Annotated in this window: 18 protein-coding genes; 6 read left to right on the top strand and 12 right to left on the bottom strand. The window is 69.1% G+C overall.

What is annotated here, in order from left to right:
• Position 1: 1 nt before the first annotated feature.
• Both GKZ92_RS13500 and GKZ92_RS13505 read right to left on the bottom strand, forming a co-directional pair.
• Positions 2-805 carry an alpha/beta fold hydrolase gene (locus GKZ92_RS13500; protein WP_081724851.1) on the bottom strand — a complete coding sequence of 268 codons (804 nt, stop codon included), beginning with the start codon at positions 803-805 and terminating at the stop codon, positions 2-4.
• Positions 806-818: 13 nt separating this feature from the next.
• Positions 819-2,396 (bottom strand): cobyric acid synthase, encoded by a 1,578-nt coding sequence (locus GKZ92_RS13505; protein ID WP_187346507.1) that lies wholly within the window; start codon positions 2,394-2,396, stop codon positions 819-821.
• A 144-nt stretch (positions 2,397-2,540) separates the two neighbouring features.
• On the opposite strand from GKZ92_RS13505, the gene GKZ92_RS13510 reads away from it, so the two are divergent.
• The gene (locus GKZ92_RS13510) at positions 2,541-4,730 is read left to right on the top strand and encodes a protein kinase domain-containing protein (protein ID WP_042375892.1); all 2,190 of its coding nucleotides are present in this window, start codon (positions 2,541-2,543) and stop codon (positions 4,728-4,730) included.
• A gap of 15 nt (positions 4,731-4,745) precedes the next feature.
• Here the strand turns inward: GKZ92_RS13510 and map are convergent, their stop codons facing one another.
• The gene (gene map, locus GKZ92_RS13515; RefSeq protein WP_042375891.1) at positions 4,746-5,609 is read right to left on the bottom strand and encodes a type I methionyl aminopeptidase; all 864 of its coding nucleotides are present in this window, start codon (positions 5,607-5,609) and stop codon (positions 4,746-4,748) included.
• A gap of 174 nt (positions 5,610-5,783) precedes the next feature.
• Between map and GKZ92_RS13520 the strand changes: the two genes are divergently transcribed.
• From GKZ92_RS13520 to GKZ92_RS13530, 3 genes are read left to right on the top strand one after another with little or no spacing between them, the layout of a single operon-like run.
• Positions 5,784-6,761: a heme/hemin ABC transporter substrate-binding protein gene (locus tag GKZ92_RS13520; RefSeq protein WP_042375910.1), complete on the top strand. Its 978-nt coding sequence runs from the start codon at positions 5,784-5,786 to the stop codon at positions 6,759-6,761.
• Positions 6,758-7,867, top strand: a complete 1,110-nt coding sequence (locus tag GKZ92_RS13525) for a FecCD family ABC transporter permease (protein ID WP_035754103.1) — start codon at positions 6,758-6,760, stop codon at positions 7,865-7,867. The genes GKZ92_RS13520 and GKZ92_RS13525 overlap by 4 nt, the downstream gene beginning before the upstream one ends.
• A complete protein-coding gene (locus GKZ92_RS13530; protein WP_006359283.1) occupies positions 7,864-8,655 on the top strand; it encodes a heme ABC transporter ATP-binding protein in 792 nt (263 codons plus the stop codon). Before GKZ92_RS13525 ends, GKZ92_RS13530 begins: the two co-directional genes overlap by 4 nt.
• Here GKZ92_RS13530 and GKZ92_RS13535 read toward each other — a convergent pair.
• The 6 genes from GKZ92_RS13535 to puuE all read right to left on the bottom strand — a co-directional run bounded on the left by GKZ92_RS13535 (position 8,652) and on the right by puuE (position 16,172).
• Positions 8,652-10,490, bottom strand: a complete 1,839-nt coding sequence (locus GKZ92_RS13535; protein ID WP_042375889.1) for a penicillin-binding transpeptidase domain-containing protein — start codon at positions 10,488-10,490, stop codon at positions 8,652-8,654. The two genes, GKZ92_RS13530 and GKZ92_RS13535, sit on opposite strands and share 4 nt — an antisense overlap.
• Before the next feature lie 82 nt (positions 10,491-10,572).
• Positions 10,573-11,409 (bottom strand): GNAT family N-acetyltransferase, encoded by an 837-nt coding sequence (locus GKZ92_RS13540; RefSeq protein ID WP_035754163.1) that lies wholly within the window; start codon positions 11,407-11,409, stop codon positions 10,573-10,575.
• Positions 11,410-11,471: 62 nt separating this feature from the next.
• Complete coding sequence (ispG, locus tag GKZ92_RS13545) at positions 11,472-12,659, bottom strand: flavodoxin-dependent (E)-4-hydroxy-3-methylbut-2-enyl-diphosphate synthase (RefSeq protein ID WP_006359280.1); 1,188 nt, start codon at positions 12,657-12,659, stop codon at positions 11,472-11,474.
• A 79-nt stretch (positions 12,660-12,738) separates the two neighbouring features.
• Positions 12,739-13,965 carry a M50 family metallopeptidase gene (locus GKZ92_RS13550; protein WP_035754101.1) on the bottom strand — a complete coding sequence of 409 codons (1,227 nt, stop codon included), beginning with the start codon at positions 13,963-13,965 and terminating at the stop codon, positions 12,739-12,741.
• Between the two features lie 34 nt (positions 13,966-13,999).
• Complete coding sequence (dxr, locus tag GKZ92_RS13555) at positions 14,000-15,172, bottom strand: 1-deoxy-D-xylulose-5-phosphate reductoisomerase (protein WP_035754162.1); 1,173 nt, start codon at positions 15,170-15,172, stop codon at positions 14,000-14,002.
• A 13-nt stretch (positions 15,173-15,185) separates the two neighbouring features.
• Positions 15,186-16,172 carry an allantoinase PuuE gene (puuE, locus tag GKZ92_RS13560; protein WP_042375886.1) on the bottom strand — a complete coding sequence of 329 codons (987 nt, stop codon included), beginning with the start codon at positions 16,170-16,172 and terminating at the stop codon, positions 15,186-15,188.
• A gap of 114 nt (positions 16,173-16,286) precedes the next feature.
• Here puuE and GKZ92_RS13565 point away from each other — a divergent pair, with 114 nt between their 5' ends.
• Positions 16,287-16,568 carry a DUF2631 domain-containing protein gene (locus tag GKZ92_RS13565; RefSeq protein WP_006359276.1) on the top strand — a complete coding sequence of 94 codons (282 nt, stop codon included), beginning with the start codon at positions 16,287-16,289 and terminating at the stop codon, positions 16,566-16,568.
• A gap of 80 nt (positions 16,569-16,648) precedes the next feature.
• Here the strand turns inward: GKZ92_RS13565 and rlmN are convergent, their stop codons facing one another.
• Positions 16,649-17,755 (bottom strand): 23S rRNA (adenine(2503)-C(2))-methyltransferase RlmN, encoded by a 1,107-nt coding sequence (rlmN, locus tag GKZ92_RS13570; protein ID WP_035754100.1) that lies wholly within the window; start codon positions 17,753-17,755, stop codon positions 16,649-16,651.
• A gap of 30 nt (positions 17,756-17,785) precedes the next feature.
• Here rlmN and GKZ92_RS13575 point away from each other — a divergent pair, with 30 nt between their 5' ends.
• Positions 17,786-18,220: a LapA family protein gene (locus GKZ92_RS13575; protein ID WP_035754099.1), complete on the top strand. Its 435-nt coding sequence runs from the start codon at positions 17,786-17,788 to the stop codon at positions 18,218-18,220.
• Between the two features lie 10 nt (positions 18,221-18,230).
• On the opposite strand, the gene GKZ92_RS13580 is transcribed toward GKZ92_RS13575, so the two are convergent.
• Together GKZ92_RS13580 and frr are read right to left on the bottom strand one after the other, a co-directional pair.
• Positions 18,231-19,097, bottom strand: coding sequence for a phosphatidate cytidylyltransferase (locus tag GKZ92_RS13580; RefSeq protein WP_006359273.1), 867 nt, complete (start codon positions 19,095-19,097; stop codon positions 18,231-18,233).
• Entirely contained in the window at positions 19,094-19,651 is a 558-nt protein-coding gene (frr, locus tag GKZ92_RS13585) for a ribosome recycling factor (RefSeq protein WP_006359272.1), read from the bottom strand. The genes GKZ92_RS13580 and frr overlap by 4 nt, the downstream gene beginning before the upstream one ends.
• Positions 19,652-19,723: the final 72 nt, after the last annotated feature.

Consider the following 19,723-nt stretch of genomic DNA (forward strand, 5'->3'; position numbering starts at 1 on the left):
TCTAGAACACCGTCGACCGCAGGGCGATCTCGCTGGCCAGTTCGGCGGGAGCGTTCTGCGGAATCCAGTGGTCGACGCCGGCCAGTTCGCAGAACCGGAAGTCGGAGTAGGCGTACCGGCCGCTGCCCTGCGCCTGCTCACGGCCGAGCGCGGCGTCGGCGTCGCTCCAGACGAGCGTCGTCGGGATCTCCACCGGCGGGCACGCCATGGTGCCCTTGATGTCGCCGACGAAGTTGGCCCGGTACCAGTTCAATGCAGCCCGCAGGGCGCCCGGTTCGCGCAGCGGGGCGAGCTCATCGGCGGTGACCCCGGCCGCGCGCAGCTTGGCGCCGTCGTCGGCGAGGAGTGTCTCCTCGGCGCCGTCGGCGACGAAATCGAGGATGTAGGACGATCGTTCGCGCTGATCGCTCGCCGCGAGTGCATCCCGCATCGCCGACGGGTGGCCGGTGCTGGCGACCACCAGACCGGTGAACCGGTCGGGGTACTTGCCCGCGAGATGCCACGCGACGATGCCGCCCCAGTCGTGCCCGACGAGGATCGCGTACCCGACCTTCAGTTCGTCGAGCACGGCGATCACATCCGACACCAGGTGGCTGAGGTGATAGTCCTCGACGGCCTCGGGTCGTGCGCCGGGGCTGTAGCCGCGCTGGTTCAGGACCAACGTCCGCAGGCCCGATTCGTGGAGTCGCGGGAGCACCGCGTCGTAGCAGGATCCGTCCACCGGGAATCCGTGAAGCAGCAGGACCCACGGGCCCCGTTCCGGTCCCCCGATCCGGACGTCGAAGGTGAGGCCGTTGACGGTCACCTGACGCTGATCTTCAGTCATTGGGCCACGATAGCGTCTGCGCCGAACCGGTGTCGGGGTCCAGGTGATGGCGGATGACGGACGCCGACACGGGCGGACCGTCCTCGATGAGATGCATCACCGCGTCCATGTCGAGATGCTCGCTGACCAGGTCGGCCATCGTGTCGACCTGTCGCCGCCGGATCGCCTCCACCTCGGTGTCGCCCGCGACCCGGAAGTCCGGCACACCGGCCTCGGCGGCCACCTCGGTGAGCAGCCGACGCCGAAAGGCGTCGTTGGCCAGCAGTCCGTGCCAGTGCGTCCCACGGATCGCGCCTCGCACCGCACCTTCGGGACCCGCGGCGTCGTCGACGATCCAGGTGTCCTCCCGCGACCCGACGACCCGCCCGTGGTGGATCTCGTAACCGCTGATCACCTCTCCACCGCGGCTGGTGCCGCTGACCTGACGCAACGTCTTGTCGGTGGCGAAGGAGATGTCGAGATCGAACACACCGAGGCCGTCGACGCGGCCACGACCGGATTCGATCGCGTCGTCGATGGTGCGGGCCAGCATCTGGAAACCCCCGCAGATGGCGACGACCGGGGCGCCCCGGGCCGCGCGGGCGGTGACCACGTCGGCGATCCCGCGGTCGCGCATCCAGGCGAGGTCGGAGACCGTGGCACGGGTTCCCGGGATCACCACCAGGTCGGCGGCGGCGACACTGCCCGGGTCGTCGACCCAGGTCACGTCGACGCCCGGTTCGCAGGCGAGCGCCTCGACGTCGGTGGAGTTGGAGATGCGGGGCAACCGGATCGCGGCGACGCGGAGCCGCGCGCCCGGACCGGCCGGGTTCAGCGGCGGTCCGACCCGCCGGCCGACGGGCGCCGCCAGGGAGTCCTCGGCGTCGAGCCACAGGTCGTCGGCGAACGGCAGGACACCGAGGGTCGGGCGGCCGGTGATCTCCTCGACCTGCCGGAGCCCGGGTTCGAGGATGCTCGGGTCGCCCCGGAACTTGTTGACGACGTAGCCCGCGATCAGCGCCTGGTCTGCGGGTTCGAGGATCGCGGTGGTGCCGAACAGCGACGCCAACGAGCCACCGCGGTCGATGTCGGTGACCAGCAGCACCGGGAGCCGTGCGGCCTGCGCGAGCCCCATGTTGGCGATGTCGTTGCGGCGGAGGTTGATCTCGGCGACCGAACCCGCTCCCTCACAGAGCACGACGTCGAAGTCGCGGCGGAGCGCGGCGAGCTCCTCGGTGACGACCTCCCTCAGCCGGGACCGCCAGGCCATGTAGTCCCGGGCACCGACGTCCCCGGCCGGGCGCCCTCGCAGCACGACATGGGAGCGCCGGTCGCTGCCGGGTTTCAGCAGAACAGGATTGAACCGCGTCGAGGGTTCGAGCCCGCAGGCGAAGGCCTGCAGGGCCTGGGCGCGGCCGATCTCACCGCCGTCGAGCGTCACCACCGAGTTGTTGGACATGTTCTGCGCCTTGAACGGCGCGACCCGGACGCCGTCGCGCGCGAGAGCACGACAGAGACCTGCGACGAGGAGACTCTTACCGGCGTCACTACTGGTCCCGCCCACGAGCAACGCACCACCGAGATCGGCCACCACGACAGCGTAGTGGTGGGGTCGTTCACACGACGCACCACTTGCCTCGCCGGCCGCTCCGGCTGGTTACAGTGACGGCAACGCCTGCGAGGGCGTGGCCGGGAGGGCCTGTGCGAGCAGGTCGGGACAGGGGGGTCGTCGGGCGTGGAGATCGTGGAACCCGGATCGGTGTTCGCCGGGTATCGCGTGGTCTCCCTGCTCGGGCGCGGCGGGATGGGCCAGGTCTGGCTCGTCGAACACCCGACACTGGGCCGTCGCGAGGCCCTGAAGATCATCTCGCCGAATCCTGCGGACCCCAGCTTCCACGAGCGGTTCCGCAACGAGGCCCGGACAGCGGCGGCCCTCGATCACCCGGGCATCGTCACCGTCTTCACCCACGGCGTCGAGCACGGCAGCCCGTGGTTCTCGATGACCTACCTCGACGGCAAAGACCTCACCGGCGCCGGCCCGATGCCCGTCGACGAGGTCGTCACCATCGCCGGTCGCGTCGCCGACGCTCTCGACTACGCGCATGGTCAGCGGGTCATCCACCGCGACATCAAGCCGGCGAACATCGTCGTCGCCCGCGGACCGGACGGCCGCATCACCCGCGTCACGGTTCTCGACTTCGGTATCGCCCGACTGGTCGACGGCAACAAGATGACCGCGACCAACCTGTTCGTCGGCACCCTGGCCTACGCCGCCCCCGAGCTGCTCACCGGCGAGGCCGCGATCCCCGCCTCGGACCAGTACGCCCTGGCCTGCACCGTCTTCCAGCTGCTCACCGGCCGTCAGCCGTTCCCGGGCACGACGCCGATGGCACTCATCTCGGGTCACGTGAACTCCCCCGTGCCCCGGCCGTCGGACCACGATCCGGCTCTGCCGCATCTCGATCCGGTCTTCGCCCGGGCGCTGGCCAAGCAGCCCGGCGACCGGTTCGCCTCGTGCACGGACTTCGCGCGGGCACTCGAGCAGGCGGCGGCCGCGGGCCCGCGTCGTGCGGCGCCCACCACGCCGGCCCCGGCGTTTCCGCCACGCGTCGGCCATCACCCTCCGGCTCGGCAACACCCGCCTACCCGGCAGCGCCCCCCGCTCCCGCCACCGGGCTACCACCCGCACCGGCCACACACCTCGGCCCCGGTCTTCGCCGGCGGCTTCACCCCGGCACCGTCCGAGAAGCGCACCGGACTCCTCGTCGGCGTCGGCGCCGGTGTCTTCGTCCTCGTCCTGGCGCTCGTGATCACCGCGATCGTCCTGGTCGGCTCCGACGACGCCCCGGCGACCACGACCTCAGGGACCTCGACGCCTTCGCGTTCGTCCGCCGGATCGACCAGTGCCACAACGGGTTCGGGCGACTTCGAGTCCATCGCCTCGAGCGGCGACAGCACCTGCGCGGTGCGTGGCGGCGAGCTGTTCTGCTGGGGCGGAAACCTGTACGGCACCCTCGGCGACGGTTCGACGACGGACCGGGCGCGCCCGGAGAAGGTGTCCGGTCTCGAGGACGTGTCGGCGGTCGGCATGGGCGGCCTCGGTAGAACCTGCGCGATCGCCTCGGGCGACCTCTACTGCTGGGGCCAGGGTGCCGGGCCGACCGCCCAGAACGTCACGCTGCCGACCAAGGTGTCCGGCCTGACCGACGTGAGAGCGGTGGCCGTCGGCCTCACCACCTGCGCGATCAGCTCCGGCGACCTCTACTGCTGGGGCAACAATCTCAACGGGCAGACCGGTGCGGGCACCGACCCCACCATCCCCACCCCGACGCGGGTCTCGGGTCTGTCCGATGTCACGGCGGTCTCGACCTCGCACACGACGACCTGTGCCATCGCCGCAGGCTCCGCCTACTGCTGGGGCAACAACGCCGACGGGCAGGTCGGCGATGGCACCACCACCAACCGGCCCACCCCGACCAGGCTCGACCTGGACTCCCCCTCCTCGATCAGCACGAGTCTCTATTCGACGTGCGCGGTGGCGAACGGTTCCGGCGGCTCGGGGACCGTGTTCTGCTGGGGCGAGAACGGTTCCGGTCAACTCGGCGACGGCACCGAGGTCAGCCGACAGCGACCGACCCCGATCGATGTGCGGGGCGCGACACAGGTCTCCACCGCGGGTTACGCCGCCTGCGCCGCGGCGAGCGGTTCCGCCTACTGCTGGGGTTCGCGGAGCACGCTCCCCGACCACGCCCCGAGCCGGATCAACGGGCTGTCGGGCGTCACCCAGGTGACCACCGGCTCGGCCAACGTCTGCGCGGTCGCGGGCGCCGAGATGTACTGCTGGGGACTCAACGGCAAGGGACAGCTCGGCAACGGGACCACGACGACCAGCAACGAGCCGCAGCCCGTGCGCTTCCCGGCCTAGTCAGGGGAATGCCGATCAGGCGTCCGGCAGGGTCAGGATCTCTGCGCCGTCCTCGGTGACCACGAGGGTGTGTTCGAACTGCGCGGTCCACTTCCGGTCGGCGGTCACCACGGTCCAGCCGTCGTCCCACATCTCCCAGGCGAGGCCGCCGAGGTTGATCATCGGCTCGATGGTGAACACCATGCCGGGTTCGAGGACGGTGTCGACGTTGGGCTCGTCGTAGTGCAGCACCACGAGCCCGTTGTGGAAGGTCTCGCCGATGCCGTGCCCGGTGAAGTCGCGGACGACGCTGTAGCCGAAGCGATTCGCGTACGCCTCGATGACGCGACCGACGACGTTGAGTTCGCGTCCCGGCTTGACCGCCTTGATCGCCCGCTCGGTGGCGGTACGGGTGCGCTCGACGAGATCCACGACCTCCTGCTCGACGTCCCCGGCGAGGAAGGTCGCGTTGGTGTCGCCGTGCACGCCGTCGATGTAGGCGGTGACGTCGATGTTGACGATGTCGCCGTCGGCGATGACGGTCGAGTCCGGGATGCCGTGACAGATCACCTCGTTGAGCGAGGTGCAGCAGGACTTCGGGAAGTCCTTGTAGCCCAGCGTCGACGGGTAGGCGCCGTGGTCGACCATGTACTCGTGCGCGATCCGGTCCAGTTCATCGGTCGTCACGCCGGGTGCGACGGCCTTGCCGGCCTCGGCGAGCGCATTCGCGGCGATCTTGCCGGCGAGGCGCATCTTCTCGATGGTCTCCGGCGTCTGCACCCAGGGTTCGTGGCCCTCGTTCACGGTGGGTTTCCACACGTATTCCGGCCGCTCGATGAAGTCGGGCACGGTCCGGATCGGCGTCGGGGTACCGGGGGTCAGGACACTGCGAACTGGCATGCGAACCACTTTATCCGCCCGTCCGAGGAGGACCGGCGCGCGGACGGCAAGCTCGCGACAACTAAGCTCGCCCTAAGACTTCCACGCCACTGGGCGTCGGAAACCGATTCGAAGGTGGTGACGGTGGGCGCGTCGATCAGATCGGTGCGGGCCTTGCTGGTGGTGGTCCTCACCATGGTGACCGTCTCGGCGTGCTTCGTCACCCCGATCGAACAGGACCGGCACTCCCCCGGTGCGCACCTTCGCAACGGGCCGCAGACGGCCGCCCTCGACGGAAACGACGTGACACCCGTCGCCGACGATCCGAGATCGGCACTGCCGGTCACCGTCGATTCCGTTCGCTACGGACCGGTGACCGTGACCGACACCAGCCGGATCATCGCCGTCGACGTCAGCGGCACCCTCGGCAGCATCGTCTTCGCTCTCGGCATGGGCTCGCGGGTCGTCGGCCGCGACACCTCGACGGCCTTCCCGTCCGCGATCGGACTCCCGGTGGTGACGAACCGCGGGCACAGCCTCAACGCCGAATCCGTTCTGGCCCTTGCACCGACGGTCCTGCTGGTCAGCGAGTCGACGGTACCGGTGACCGCGGTGGACCAGATCCGCGACTCCGGGGTCACCGTCGTGGTGTTCCCCGCCACTCGCGACCTCGCGTCCAACGACACGTTGATGCGGTCGGTCGCCAAGGCACTCGGCGTTCCCGAGGCGGGTGAGAAGCTCGTCGACCGCACCGATGCGCAGATCGAGGCGGCCCGCGATCTCGTCCCCGACCCCTCCGGCGACCCGACGATGGCCTTCCTCTACATCCGCGGCCGCAATCTCCTGCTCCTCGCCGGTCCCGGTTCGGGCGCCGACGATCTGATCGCCGAACTCGGCGGCCGGGACGCCGGTGAGGCGGCCCGGCTCACCGGTGCGTTCACCGCCGTCACCGCCGAGTCGATGATCACCGCCGACCCCGACGTCCTCATCGTCATGACCCAGGGCGCCGACACCGTCGGCGGACCCGACGGGGTGCTGACGCTTCCCGGGATCGCCGACACCGAGGCGGGCCGCAACCGCCGCGTCGTGCAGATGGACGAGAGCAAGATCCTGGCCTTCGGCCCCGATGTCGGACTCGTCCTCTCGGCGCTGGCGAAGGCGATCTACACGTGAGCATCCCGACCGCCGAGACCAGGACCGACGCCGCGGCACCAGTCGCCGCCCGCTCGCACCGGATGCGCAACACCGTCGTCGTCGCCGTGATGCTTCTCGCGACCGCGACGCTCGCGATCGTCTCCGCCGGGATCGGTCAGGTGGAGATCCCACCGTTGGAGGTGCTCGGCAGCATCGCGCACCACTTCCACCTCGAGATCGGGCCGCTGCCCTCACATCCCAACGGCGAAGGGGCGCTCTGGAACGTCCGGTTCCCGCGCATCGTGCTCGGACTGTTCGTCGGTGCCGCACTCGGCGCCGCGGGGTGCCTGCTGCAGGGCGTCCTCGCCAATCCGCTCGCCGAGCCGAGCATCATCGGGGTGTCCTCCGGGTCGGCCATCGGCGCCTGCCTGGTGATCGTCCTCGCGGGTGGATCGGCGGGAGCCGGTGGGGCCGCCGGGAACTGGGCGCTGGCCGGCGCGGCCTTCCTCTTCGGACTCGTCACCGCCGCCGCGGTCTACCTGCTCTCGCTGCGCGACGGATCGTCGTCGGCGATCATGCTGGTGCTGACCGGTATCGCGGTGAACGCGTTCGCCGCGGGCGTCATTGCCTTCCTGACCTTCGTCGCCTCCACCGCCGCCCGCGAGCAGATCATCTTCTGGCAGCTCGGTTCGCTGGCCGGCCGCACCTGGAGCGAGATCTGGGTGGTGGCGCCACTCGTGGTCGTGGGCGTCGCCGCCTGCGTACTGCTGGTCCACAAACTCGACCTGCTCGCCCTCGGTGAGATCCAGGCGGCGTCGCTCGGCGTCAACGTGGAATCGGTTCGACGTCAGGCGATCGTGCTGACCGCGATCCTCACCGCCGCGGCCGTCGCCTTCGCCGGGATCATCGCCTTCGTCGGCCTCGTGGTCCCGCACGTGATGCGACTCATCGTCGGCCCCAAACACTCGATCCTGCTGCCCACCAGCGTGATCGGTGGCGCGCTGGTCATCACCGGCGCCGACCTCGCGGCCCGCACGATACTCGGCGACGCCGACCTCCCCCTCGGCATGTTCACCGCACTGATCGGCGGGCCGGTCTTCTTCATTCTGCTGCGCCGCAGCCGTCGTGCGGGAGCGGGCTGGTGACCGCCGTCGTGCAACCCCCGGGTACGCCGGGCATCGCCGCCGAGAGCGTCCGGGTCGAGCTCGGCGGCCGTGAGGTCGTCCGCGGTGTGTCCCTGGAGGTCCATGCCGGCGAACTCGTCGCGCTGGTCGGCCCCAACGGATGCGGCAAATCGACGCTGCTGTCGGTGTTGTCGGGCACGCGTCCCCCGAAGAGCGGTCGCGTGACCATCGACGGACGGGACGTGTCGACCACCTCGCTGCGCGAGCTCGCACGACACCGCAGCGTGGTCACCCAGCAGAACCGCGTGGACACCCCGTTCACCGTTGCCGAGGTCGTCGCCATGGGCCGCTATCCCTGGTTGCGGACCCCGCGGGCCGCCGACTCCCCCGCGGTCATCGCCGACGCCGTCGACCTGTGCGAACTCTCCGACATCGTCGACCGCCCCTTCGCCCAGCTGTCCGGCGGACAGCAGGCCCGGGTGTCGCTGGCGCGGGCGCTGGCCCAGGACACCCCGGTGATGATGCTCGACGAGCCGACCGCCGCCCTCGACATCCACCACCAGGAACAGGTCCTCGAGATCCTGCGCATCCACCGCGATGCCGGAAACGCCGTGCTGCTCGTCGTGCACGACCTGACCCTCGCCGCGGCTTACGCCGACCGCATCGCGGTGATGAAACACGGTGAGCTGCTCGCCATCGGTTCCACCGACGAGGTGATGACGGCCGAACTGCTGAGCCGCACCTACGACCATCCGGTCGAGGTCATCGACCACGGCGGGCGCCGGGTGATCCTGCCCGAACGCAGCTAGGGCGTACGGATCGCGTACCCCGGGCCCAGCCCGTCGAAGAAGTCGCGGGTGACGGCGACCGCGTTGTTCGAGTCGCCACCGCGGACGACGAGCGTCGCGAAGGCGATGTCGCCGCGGTAGCCGGCGAACCAGGCGTGTGATCCGCCGGCGAATTCGGCCTCACCGGTCTTGCCGAACACCGCTCCGCGACCGTCGATGACCGACGCGGTACCGCTGGTGATGACCGCGCGCATCATCGGCCGCAGTTGCTGGTAGACCTCCGGCGGCATCGTCGGGGTCGGCCCCTCGATTTCGGTGGGCTTGTCCAGGATCAGTTGCGGCACCGGGGCTTTGGAACCGTTGGCGACGGTTGCGGCGACGAGCGCCAGGCCGAGGGGTGACACCAGCACCTTGCCCTGGCCGAAGCCGTCCTCGCTGCGTGCGACCAGTTCGTTCTCGATGGGCACCGACCCGGACACCGCGTCGAGGCCGGCGATCGAGTACCGCTGACCGATCCCCATCGCCGCGGCGGCGTGGGCGAGGTCCGACGGACCCATCTGGCTGGCGAGCTTGGCGAACGTGGTGTTGCAGGACGCGGCGAACGCCTGCAGCATCGACACCGTGCCGAGCGAGAAGCCGTTGTAGTTCGGGATCAGGCGCGGACCGATCTGGATCTCCCCCGGGCAGCCGACGGTGGTGTCGGGTCCGGCCATCTTGCGGTTGATGGCGGCAGCCGCGGTGACCATCTTGAAGGTCGAACCGGGCGGGTACAGGCCGGTCGTCGCGATCGGACCCTGCCGGTCGGCGTTGGGGTTCTGTGCGACGGCGAGGATTCGGCCGGTGGACGGCTGCACGACGACCATCGCGACCTGGAACCTGTTGGCGGCGTTGACCGCTCGCTGAGCGGCGTTCTGCACGGTCCGCGACAGGCTGAGCGACACGGCGGGCGACGGGTCGGCGTCGTGGTCGGCCAGCACGTCGGCGTCGAGTCCGTTGGGGTTCACCGAGACCACCCGCCAGCCGGCACGTCCGGCGACCTCGCCGTCGACGACCTTCTTGACCTCGGTCAGCAGCGCCGGCGCGAACTTCGGGTCCTTGGGGACCAGCTCGGCCTGTTCGTTGGTGACGACGCCGGGGATCGCGAGCTGGTCGCGCAGCCGGTCGAACTGGGCGTGGGTGAGGCGGGCCAGTGGATACTGCTGACCGTTCGAGGTGACCTGTTCGGTGATCAGCTGCTCGTCGAGGTCGCGGTTGAACCGACGCAGCACGGCGACCGCGCTCGTGACCGAGGACGCGACCGAGGCCCCCAGTTCGGTGGCCTTCTCCGGGTCGAAGTTCACGCCGACGACAGTGCCGTTGACCATGACCTCCGAACCGTCGGCCTCGTTCACCGTCGCCCGGGGCGCCTCGATGATCTGCAGCGAGAGTCGTTGGTCGGCGCCGAGTTTCGGATGGACCGCGGTCGACGCCCAGCGCACCGCCCAGCCGGAGTCGGATCGGCCCAGGCGCAGCGTCGCGTCGTACGACCAGTCACGACCGCGCGGCAGCGCCCAGGTGTAGTCGACCTGCACCTCGGCGGTGTCACCGGTGACGCGGACCCGGCCGGCTTTCGCCTCGAGCTCTTCCGCGGCGAGTCCCGACCACGCCGACTCCATCGCCGAGCGGGAGGTCTGCGGCACGTCGGTGAGGGCGGCCGCGGCGTCGAGTTCCTGTTGCGAGTACGCCTCGAGGAATCGTTCTGCGGCCCGGCGCGGGCCGTCGTCCTCCGCGGACGAGCAGGCGGCGGTCGCGGTGATCACGACAGCACAGACCGCGACGATCACCGCCGGGGTCCATCGAGTTCGCGTGCGCCACATCGCGGTCGAGTCTAGGGCCGCGACGGGCCGATCCCGGGAAGCCACGCGGGAGGCCACGGTGTGACGTCGCCCGGAGATCCGTTCAGTCGACGAGGACGGTCGCGAAGGTACCGACCTCGGTGAACCCGATACGGTCGTACACCGCACGGGCGGTCTCGTTGAAGCTGTTGACGTACAGGCTCGGAAGTCGTCCGTGGGCGGCGACCGCCTCGGCGACGGCCGCGGTGCCACCCAGGCCCAGACCCTCACCGCGTCGGTCCGGCGACACCCACACACCCTGGATCTGGCCGACGCGCCGGGACAGCGACCCGATCTCCGCCTTGAACACGACATCGGGACCGTCGAAACGCGCGAAGACACGTTGCGCCGAGATCAGCGACGCCAGCCGTCTGCGATACGAACGTCCGCCGTCGCCGGCCGTCGGGTCGACGCCGACCTCACCGATGAACATGTCGACCGCGGCCGGCATGTAGGCGTCGAGATCGTCGAGGGTCACCAGCCGCACGGCCGGATCCGACGGGACCGCCGGATTCCCGGACAGGACCAGCAGCGGCTGGACCGGACGTACCTCTCGCGCCGGACCCCAAACGGGCTCGATCTGCTGCCACATCGGCAACACCAGGTCGGCGCGGCCGACGATCGACGAGCAGGCGCGGGGTGCGGCGACCGCGCGATCGGAGAAGTAGTCGAGGTCGTCGGCGGACCCGATCAGCGGGATCAGGTTGGCGCCGGAGAAGCACAGCGACGTCGACGGATCGTGCGCGGTCCAGAGTTCACCGCCGAGCAGGCGCGGGTTGATGCCGTGGGTTTCGAACCTCGCGGCGACCATGCACATCGCCACCGGGTCGGACATGAGGACGCGTTCGACGGCCGCCGAGTCACGCGCGCCGAGCGGTTTGTCGCCCAGTAGCTTCAGCACCACCGCTCCTCACTTCCCCATGGGGACTCGCGACAGCGCCCGTTCGGTTCGGGTCGCGGACCCTAGGAGACGGTGACCACCGGCGGGCCGACGTGCGTGCCGTCTCCAGTTTCCCCTGATTCCTCGGCAATCCGCAGCGCTTCTTCGATCAATGTCTCCACGATCTGCGCCTCCGGCACGGTCTTGATGACCTCGCCCTTGACGAAGATCTGACCCTTGCCGTTTCCGGAGGCGACGCCGAGGTCGGCCTCGCGGGCCTCACCCGGTCCGTTGACCACGCAGCCCATGACGGCGACACGCAGCGGGACCTCCATGCCCTCGAGGCCGGCGGTCACCTCGTCGGCCAGCTTGTAGACGTCGACCTGGGCACGGCCACACGACGGGCACGACACGATCTCGAGCTTGCGGGGACGCAGGTTGAGCGACTGCAGGATCTGGTCGCCGACCTTGATCTCCTCGGCCGGCGGCGCCGACAGCGACACGCGGATGGTGTCGCCGATGCCCTCGCTCAGCAGTGCACCGAAGGCCACGGCCGACTTGATGGTGCCCTGGAACGCCGGACCGGCCTCGGTGACGCCGAGATGCAGCGGGTAGTCGCACTGGGCGGCCAGCTGGCGGTAGGCCTCGACCATGATCACCGGGTCGTTGTGCTTGACCGAGATCTTGATGTCCCCGAAGCCGTGCTCCTCGAACAGACCCGCCTCCCACAGCGCCGACTCGACGAGCGCCTCGGGCGTCGCCTTGCCGTATTTCTGCAGGATGCGCTTGTCCAGGGAGCCCGCGTTCACGCCGATGCGGATCGGGATGCCCGCGTCCCCGGCGGCTTTCGCGACCTCTTTCACGCGGCCGTCGAATTCCTTGATGTTGCCCGGGTTCACGCGCACCGCCGCACACCCCGCGTCGATCGCGGCGAAGATGTACTTCGGCTGGAAGTGGATGTCGGCGATGACCGGGATCTTGGACTTCTTCGCGATGATCGGCAGCGCCTCGGCGTCCTCGGGTCGCGGGCAGGCCACGCGCACGATGTCGCAGCCCGACGCGGTGAGTTCCGCGATCTGCTGCAGGGTCGCGTTGATGTCGTGGGTCTTGGTGGTCGTCATCGACTGCACCGAGATGGGGTGGTCACTGCCGACGCCGACCGAGCCGACGAACAGCTGCCGGGTCTTGCGGCGCGGGGCCAGCACCGGCGGGGGTCCGGCCGGCATGCCGAGCCCGATCGGCACGGCGTTGGCAGGAGTCGGGGCGTTCATCGCATTCACCTCTGGGATTCGGGTGTGGGTGTGTCGGGTGTCGGGTGTCGGGTGTCGGGTGGGAATTCGTTGTGGGAGGTCACCACGGATTGATCGGGTTGATGATGTCGGCGGTGAGGGTGAGCACCATGAAGCCGGCCATCACCACCACCGCGGCGTAGGTGATCGGGAGCAGCTTGTAGTAGTCGACTGCCGCGCCGGGGGCCCGGCCGAACCAGCGACGGACGGTGTCGCGGCCCTTCTCATAGCCGACGATCGCCATGTGTCCGCCGTCCAGCGGCAGCAGCGGGACCAGGTTGAACAGGCCGAGGAAGAAGTTGATGCTGATCAGCAGCATCCAGAACATGTCCCACAGGCCGCGTTCGACCGCCTGGCCGCCGAGCACCGAGGCACCGTAGACGCTGACCGGGGTGTCGAGCGCGCGCTCGCCACCGGTCACCGCGGTCCACAGTGCACCGATCTTGGTGGGCAGCGACAGGAGCGCGTTCCAGGTCTCCTTGATCAGGTCGCCGGTGAAGACGAAAGCACCCGGGATCACGTCGAGGCCGCTGAAGTCCTTGATCGCCGGCGGGGCGTCGTAGGCGATGCCGACCATGTTGTAGGACACGCTCTCGGTGGTGCCGTCGGCGCGCTTGGCGGTGACGGTGACCGGCTCGGGCGTCATCGTCAGGTCGAGGCGTTCACCGGCGCGGTCGACGGTGAGGACCACCGGGCCCGTGGACTCACGGATGACCGGGGTCAGGTCCGCGGCCTTGCCGACGGGTGTCCCGTTGATGGCCACGATCTCGTCGCCCGGGCGCAGACCCGCGGCGGCCGCAGGTCCGCCGCCGGTGCAGGGCGAGTTGGTCTGCTCGCCGTCGGCGATGGTGATCGTCGACGACACGCACTGGGTCTCGGCGACCTTCGCCGGGGTCGGCGGCGGGCTGAGATCGGGCAGCCCGAAGGTGAGGCCGACGATGATGATCAGGACGAAGCCGAGGATGAAGTTCTGCGCGGGACCGGCGAACAGCACGACGAGGCGTTTCCAGGCCTTCTGCTTGTACATCGCCCGGTCCTGCTCGTCGGCGGTGAGCTCCTCGTGCGGGGTCATGCCCGCGATGTCGCAGAAGCCGCCGAGCGGGATCGCCTTGAGTCCGTACTCGGTCTCGCCGCGGCGCGTCGACCAGATCGTCGGCCCGAAGCCAACGAAGTAGCGACGGACCTTCATGCCGGTTGCCTGTGCGGCCCACATGTGACCGCACTCATGCCAGGCGACCGACAGCAACAGCGCCACCGCGAAGAGCGTGACACCGATCGCGAAACTCACGTACTCACTCCATCCAGATCACGATGCGCACCGATCACGACGAGGCGGCGACCAGCTGTGCGGCGCGCTCCCGGGCCCACCGATCGGCGGCGAAGACCTCCTCCACAGTACCTGGCTCGACTCGCCACTGATCCGCCTCGCCGAGCACCTCACCGATGATCTCGACGATCCGCGGAAAACGGATCGTACCTGCGAAGAAGCCCGCGGCGGCCGCCTCGTTCGCGGCGTTGTACACCGCGGTGAGACTCCCGCCACCCCGTCCCGCCTCCCGGGCGAGCTCGATCGCCGGGAAGACCTTGTCGTCGACGGGCTCGAACGTCCACGCCGAGGCGGTGGAGAAGTCGCACGCGGTCGACGATCCGGGGACACGATCCGGCCAGCCCAGTGCCAGCGCGATGGGCAGCTTCATCGACGGCGGCGACGCCTTGGCGACGGTCGCGCCGTCGACGAAGGTCACCATCGAGTGCACGATCGACTGCGGATGGACGGTGACGTCGATGTGGTCGTAGTCGACGTCGAAGAGCAGGTGCGCCTCGATGACCTCGAGGGCCTTGTTGACCAGGGTCGCCGAGTTGAGGGTGATCATCGGGCCCATCGACCAGGTGGGATGGCGCCCGGCCTGCTCGGGGGTGACGTTGTGGAGCTGTTCGGCCGACCAGCCGCGGAACGGTCCGCCCGACGCGGTGAGGACCAAGCGGTCCACCTCGGCGGCGGTTCCGGCGCGCAGACACTGGGCAATGGCCGAATGCTCGGAGTCGACGGGGACGATCTGGTCGGGAGCCGCCGCATCGAGGACGAGCGACCCGCCGGCGACGAGGGACTCCTTGTTCGCGAGCGCGAGACGCGCACCCGTCCGCAGCGCGGCGAGCGAGGGCGCCAGGCCGATCGAACCGACCACGGCGTTCAGCACCACATCGGTTCCGCCGTCGGCGGCGACCGCATCGATCAGGTCGCACATGGCTTCGGTGCCACCGAGAACCGGCGCTCCGAGTCGTTCGGCGAGCTCGGCGGCGCGAGCCTCGTCGGCGACGGCCAGCCGAGATGCGGGGACCCCGAAGGCCGCGGCCTGATCGGCCAGCCGGTCGAGGTTCCCGCCACCCGCGCCGAGACCGGCGACCTCGAAGCGGTCGGGATGTTCGGCGATCACCTCGAGCGCCTGAACGCCGATGGAGCCGGTCGAACCGAGGATCAAGACACGTGTGGGCACGTTGTCCATTGTGTCAGCCGGCCGGGTGCACCTTCCGCCAGTGTTCGGCGATGTCGATCCGGCGGGTGATCCACACGTCGTCGTGGGACCCGATGTGGTCGAGGAACCGCTCGAGAGCCGCCAGCCGTGCCGGCCGGCCCACGAGCCGGCAGTGCAGTCCGACAGACAGCATCTTCGGCGCACCCTCGACGCCCTCGCGGTAGAGCACGTCGAAGGCATCGCGCAGATGCGCGAAGAACTGCTCCCCCGACGGAAAGCCGCCGGGCGAGGAGAACCGCATGTCGTTGGTGTCGAGGGTGTAGGGCACGACCAGGTGATCGACGAGTTCGTCGCCGCGCGGGACCTTCACCCAATACGGCAGATCGTCGGCGTAACTGTCGGAGTCGTAGGTGAATCCGCCCTGTTCGACGACGAGGCGCCGCGTGTTGGGTGAGTCCCGGCCGGTGTACCAGCCGCGTGGGCGTTCACCGGTGATCTCGGTGAGCAGTTCGATGCCTGCGCGCATGTGATCACGTTCGACCTCGGGGTCGATCAGCTGATAGTTGAGCCACCGGTAGCCGTGGCACGCGATCTCGTGGCCGCGATCGACGAAGGCCGCCGCCACCTCGGGGTTACGGGCCATCGCCTGGGAGACCGCGAAGATCGTCAGCGGCAACCCGCGGCGGTCGAAGGCGCGCAGGACCCGCCACACCCCGGCCCGCGAGCCGTACTCGTACATGCTCTCCATGCTCATGTGCCGGTTCGGGAAAGGCTGGGCGCCGACCATCTCCGACAGGAAGGTCTCACTGCCGCGGTCGTTCTCGAGCACGTTGTTCTCGCCGCCCTCCTCGTAGTTGAGAACGAACTGGACGGCGATCTTCGCGTCGCCGGGCCACTGCGGATTCGGTGGCGTGGCACCGTATCCGACCATGTCGCGGGGATAGGCCTCGGCGCGGTAGTCGGCCAGGGAACGGCCCGCACCCGGGCCGGCGCGGAACTCGGACGAAGACATGTGCCGCATTCTGTCACCGAATCACCCACCGGGCTCGGTCGGCGAGATCACCGTGCCGCTATGCTGATCGAGAACTACTACCGTTCGTCAGACTTCTGACGACCCGCGCTGTGAGGAGTGGCTGTGGCAAGCACCGATGTGGAGCACACTGGCGGACACGCCGACGTCATCGACACCGGCTGGCGTCGTGAGCCCGCCGATGCACCGTCGGCTCGTTTCGGCTGGTTCGGATCGGCGACGAAGACCTTCTACGGTGCCGCCATCTTCTTCGCGGCCTTCCTGCTGCTCATGATGATCGGCAACCACACCGGCCACGTCGAGGACCTCTGGCTCATCGCCTTCGCGGTCGGAGTCCTGTACTTCGTGGTGCGCGGCTGGTGGATGAACCGCGGCAAGTGGTCCTGACGCACCCCTGACCCAGACATTCGAAAAACGCTGAACGGCTTTGCCGTTCAGCGTTTGTTGTGTCCACAGCCTCCAGCGGGCTAGCGCTCTTCGGCGGCGAGCTGGCCGCAGGCCGCGGCGATCTCCTGCCCGCGGGTGTCGCGCACCGTGCAGGACACGCCCTGTTCGCGGACGCGGCGCACGAACTCCCGTTCCACCGGCTTGGGACTGGCATCCCACTCCGAGCCCGGTGTGGGGTTGAGCGGGATGAGGTTCACGTGCACGAGGGAGCCGAGCGCCTTGTGCAGCTTCTGTCCCAGCATGTCGGCCCGCCAGGGCTGGTCGTTGACGTCGCGGATCAGCGCGTACTCGATGGAGACGCGGCGTCCGGTGGTGTCGGCGTAGTAGCGCGCGGCCTCCAGCACCTCGGCCACCGACCAACGGTTGTTGACCGGCACGAGGGTGTCGCGCAGTTCGTCGTCGGGGGTGTGCAGGGACAGCGCGAGCGTGACCGCGAGACCCTCATCGGCGAGACGCCGGATCGACGGGGCGAGACCGACGGTCGAGACGGTCACCGATCGCGCCGAGATCCCGAGCCCGTCGGGTGCCGGCGAGGTGATCTGGCGGACGGCACTGACGACGCGCTTGTAGTTCGCGAGCGGCTCGCCCATGCCCATGAACACGACGTTCGACAGGCGTCCCGGCTCGCCGAGTTCCCCGTCGCGCAGGGCACGCGCCGCGGCCCGCACCTGGTCGACGATCTCGGCGGTCGACAGGTTGCGGTCGAGGCCACCCTGTCCGGTGGCGCAGAACGGGCAGGCCATGCCGCAGCCGGCCTGACTGGAGATGCACAGCGTGTTGCGCTCGGTGTAGCGCATCAGCACGCTCTCGAGGAGAGTGCCGTCGTGCAGGCGCCACAGGGTCTTGCGGGTCGAGTCGCCGTCGCACGAGATGTGCCGCACCGGCGTGAGGAGCTGCGGGAAGAGCTTTTCTCGCACGGCGTCGCGGGAGGCCGCGGGCAGATCGGTCATCTCCTCGACGTCGCCGTTGAGGCGCGCGTAGTACTGCCGGGCCAGCTGATCGGCCCGGAACTTCGGGAGACCCAATTCGGCCAGCGCCGCGACGCGGCCGGCGGCGTCGAGGTCGGCGAAGTGTGTCGGCGGCAGCCCACGTTTGGGCGCGTCGAACACCAGCGGTAATGAGGTCATCGGGCCATTGTCGCATGTCATGATGAACCCATGACCACACCCGATCGCCGACGAACCGGGAATCCGGTCCCCCAGTGGGGTTCGCAGGGCGAGCCCCACCCTGCTCATGACACCGTGCCCGTCCCCGAGCCCGCAGCCGTGACCCCGGTGCCGACCGCGGATGATCACGACGCCGTGCTGGCCGAGCGCGACCGTCTGCGCCAGACCGTCGCCGACGTCGAGCACACCCGCACCCGCGCGACCTGGTTCGGCGTCGTCATCGGCGCGATCATCCTGGTCCTGCTGCTGGTGTTCATCGTGCAGAACCTGGAGAGTCAGCGGATCGAGCTGATCTTCTGGGAGGTCAACCTCCCGCTCGGGGTGAGCCTGCTGATCGCCGCGATCGCGGGTGCGTTGATCGTCGCCATCATCGGCGGTCTGCGCATGTTGCAGCTGCGTCGGGCGCTGAAGAGGGCCGCCGGGTAGGTCGGGCTCCTTACAGCAGAGCCGTCAGCACCGCCCACACCACGAACGCCGAGGGCAGCAGGCTGTCGAGGCGATCCATGATGCCGCCGTGGCCCGGCAGCAGCGTGCCCATGTCCTTGATGCCGAGATCACGCTTGACCTGCGACTCCACCAGGTCGCCGAGCGTTGCGCACACGACCAGCACGGGTCCGAGGATCAGACCGATCCACCAGTGGCTGCCGATCAGGAACGTGATGCAGCCGACCGCGCCGATCGTGCCGACGAGCAGCGAACCGACGAGACCCTCCCAGGACTTCTTGGGGCTGATCGCCGGCGCCATCGGGTGCCTGCCGAACATGACACCGGCGGCGTATCCGCCGACGTCGGAGCAGACGACGACCACCATGAGGGTCGCGACCCGGGCGGCGCCGTCCTCCTGCGTGACGAGGTGGACGCCGAAAGACGCCAGGAGCGGTAGCCAGGCCAGCACGAACACCGTGAGGGCGAGGTCCTTGAGGTAGTTCTCCGGTGCGTTCGAGATGCCCTGGGCGAGCAGTTTCCACACCATCGACACCAGCACGGTCGCGACGAACGCGACCAGCACGCCGGTGGGCCCGTACGGCCAGCTGACCCAGATGATGGCCTGACCGCCGATGAGCAGCGGCCAGAACGCGACGTTGTACCCCGCGGTCTGCAGCCGCTTGGTGACCTCCCAGGTCGCGATCGCGAAGGCGACCGCGACGAGGACGTACCAGAGCATCGGCGCGAACAGCAGGATCAGGATGATGCTGACGCCGAGAGTGCCTCCGACCGCGATGGCGGCCGGCAGGTCACGACCTGCCCGTGACTTCTTCTCGGGGCCGGTCTTGTTCTCGGGGTCGGATGCCTTCTCGCTCACACCTCGAGCAATTCGTCTTCTTTGTGCTTCACCAATTCGTCGACCTGATGCACATACGTGGCCGTGGTCTTGTCGAGTTCCTTCTCAGCACGGGTGACCTCGTCCTCGCCCGCCTCGCCGTCCTTCTGGATGCGCTTGAGCTCGTCGGCGGCCTTGCGGCGCACGTTGCGGATGGCGACCTTCGCGTCCTCACCCTTGCCCTTGGCCTGCTTCACCAGGTCGCGGCGACGCTCCTCGGTGAGCTGCGGGATGGCGACGCGGATGATCGTGCCGTCGTTGGTCGGGTTCACGCCGAGATCGGAGTTGCGGATCGCGGTCTCGATGTCACGGAGCGTCGACGCCTCGTACGGCTTGATGACGACCAGGCGCGGCTCGGGCGTGTTGATCGACGCGACCTGCGTCACCGGGGTCATGGAGCCGTAGTACTCGATGTTGATCCTGTTGAACATGGCCGGGTTCGCACGTCCGGTGCGGATGGAGCCCATGTCCTCCTTGGCGACGTTGACCGCCTTCTCCATCTTCTCCTCGGCGTCGAGCAGCGCGTCGTCGATCATCTTCGTCCTTGTTCCGTTCCGTAGGGCCTGGCAGGCCGGTTCTCGTGCGGGCCGTGTTCTCGTGGGGTCGCG

Origin of the sequence: Gordonia sp. 135 (genome assembly GCF_009720185.1) — a bacterium.
Lineage (GTDB): Bacteria > Actinomycetota > Actinomycetes > Mycobacteriales > Mycobacteriaceae > Gordonia > Gordonia alkanivorans.

Coding starts and splice junctions, on each gene's coding strand:
- GKZ92_RS13575 (WP_035754099.1), top strand. CDS start 17,786: ATGACCACACCCGATCGCCGACGAACCGGGAATCCGGTCCCCCAGTGG.
- frr (WP_006359272.1), bottom strand. CDS start 19,651: ATGATCGACGACGCGCTGCTCGACGCCGAGGAGAAGATGGAGAAGGCG.
- GKZ92_RS13535 (WP_042375889.1), bottom strand. CDS start 10,490: ATGTGGCGCACGCGAACTCGATGGACCCCGGCGGTGATCGTCGCGGTC.
- ispG (WP_006359280.1), bottom strand. CDS start 12,659: ATGAACGCCCCGACTCCTGCCAACGCCGTGCCGATCGGGCTCGGCATG.
- map (WP_042375891.1), bottom strand. CDS start 5,609: ATGCCAGTTCGCAGTGTCCTGACCCCCGGTACCCCGACGCCGATCCGG.
- puuE (WP_042375886.1), bottom strand. CDS start 16,172: ATGCGGCACATGTCTTCGTCCGAGTTCCGCGCCGGCCCGGGTGCGGGC.
- rlmN (WP_035754100.1), bottom strand. CDS start 17,755: ATGACCTCATTACCGCTGGTGTTCGACGCGCCCAAACGTGGGCTGCCG.
- GKZ92_RS13520 (WP_042375910.1), top strand. CDS start 5,784: ATGGTGACCGTCTCGGCGTGCTTCGTCACCCCGATCGAACAGGACCGG.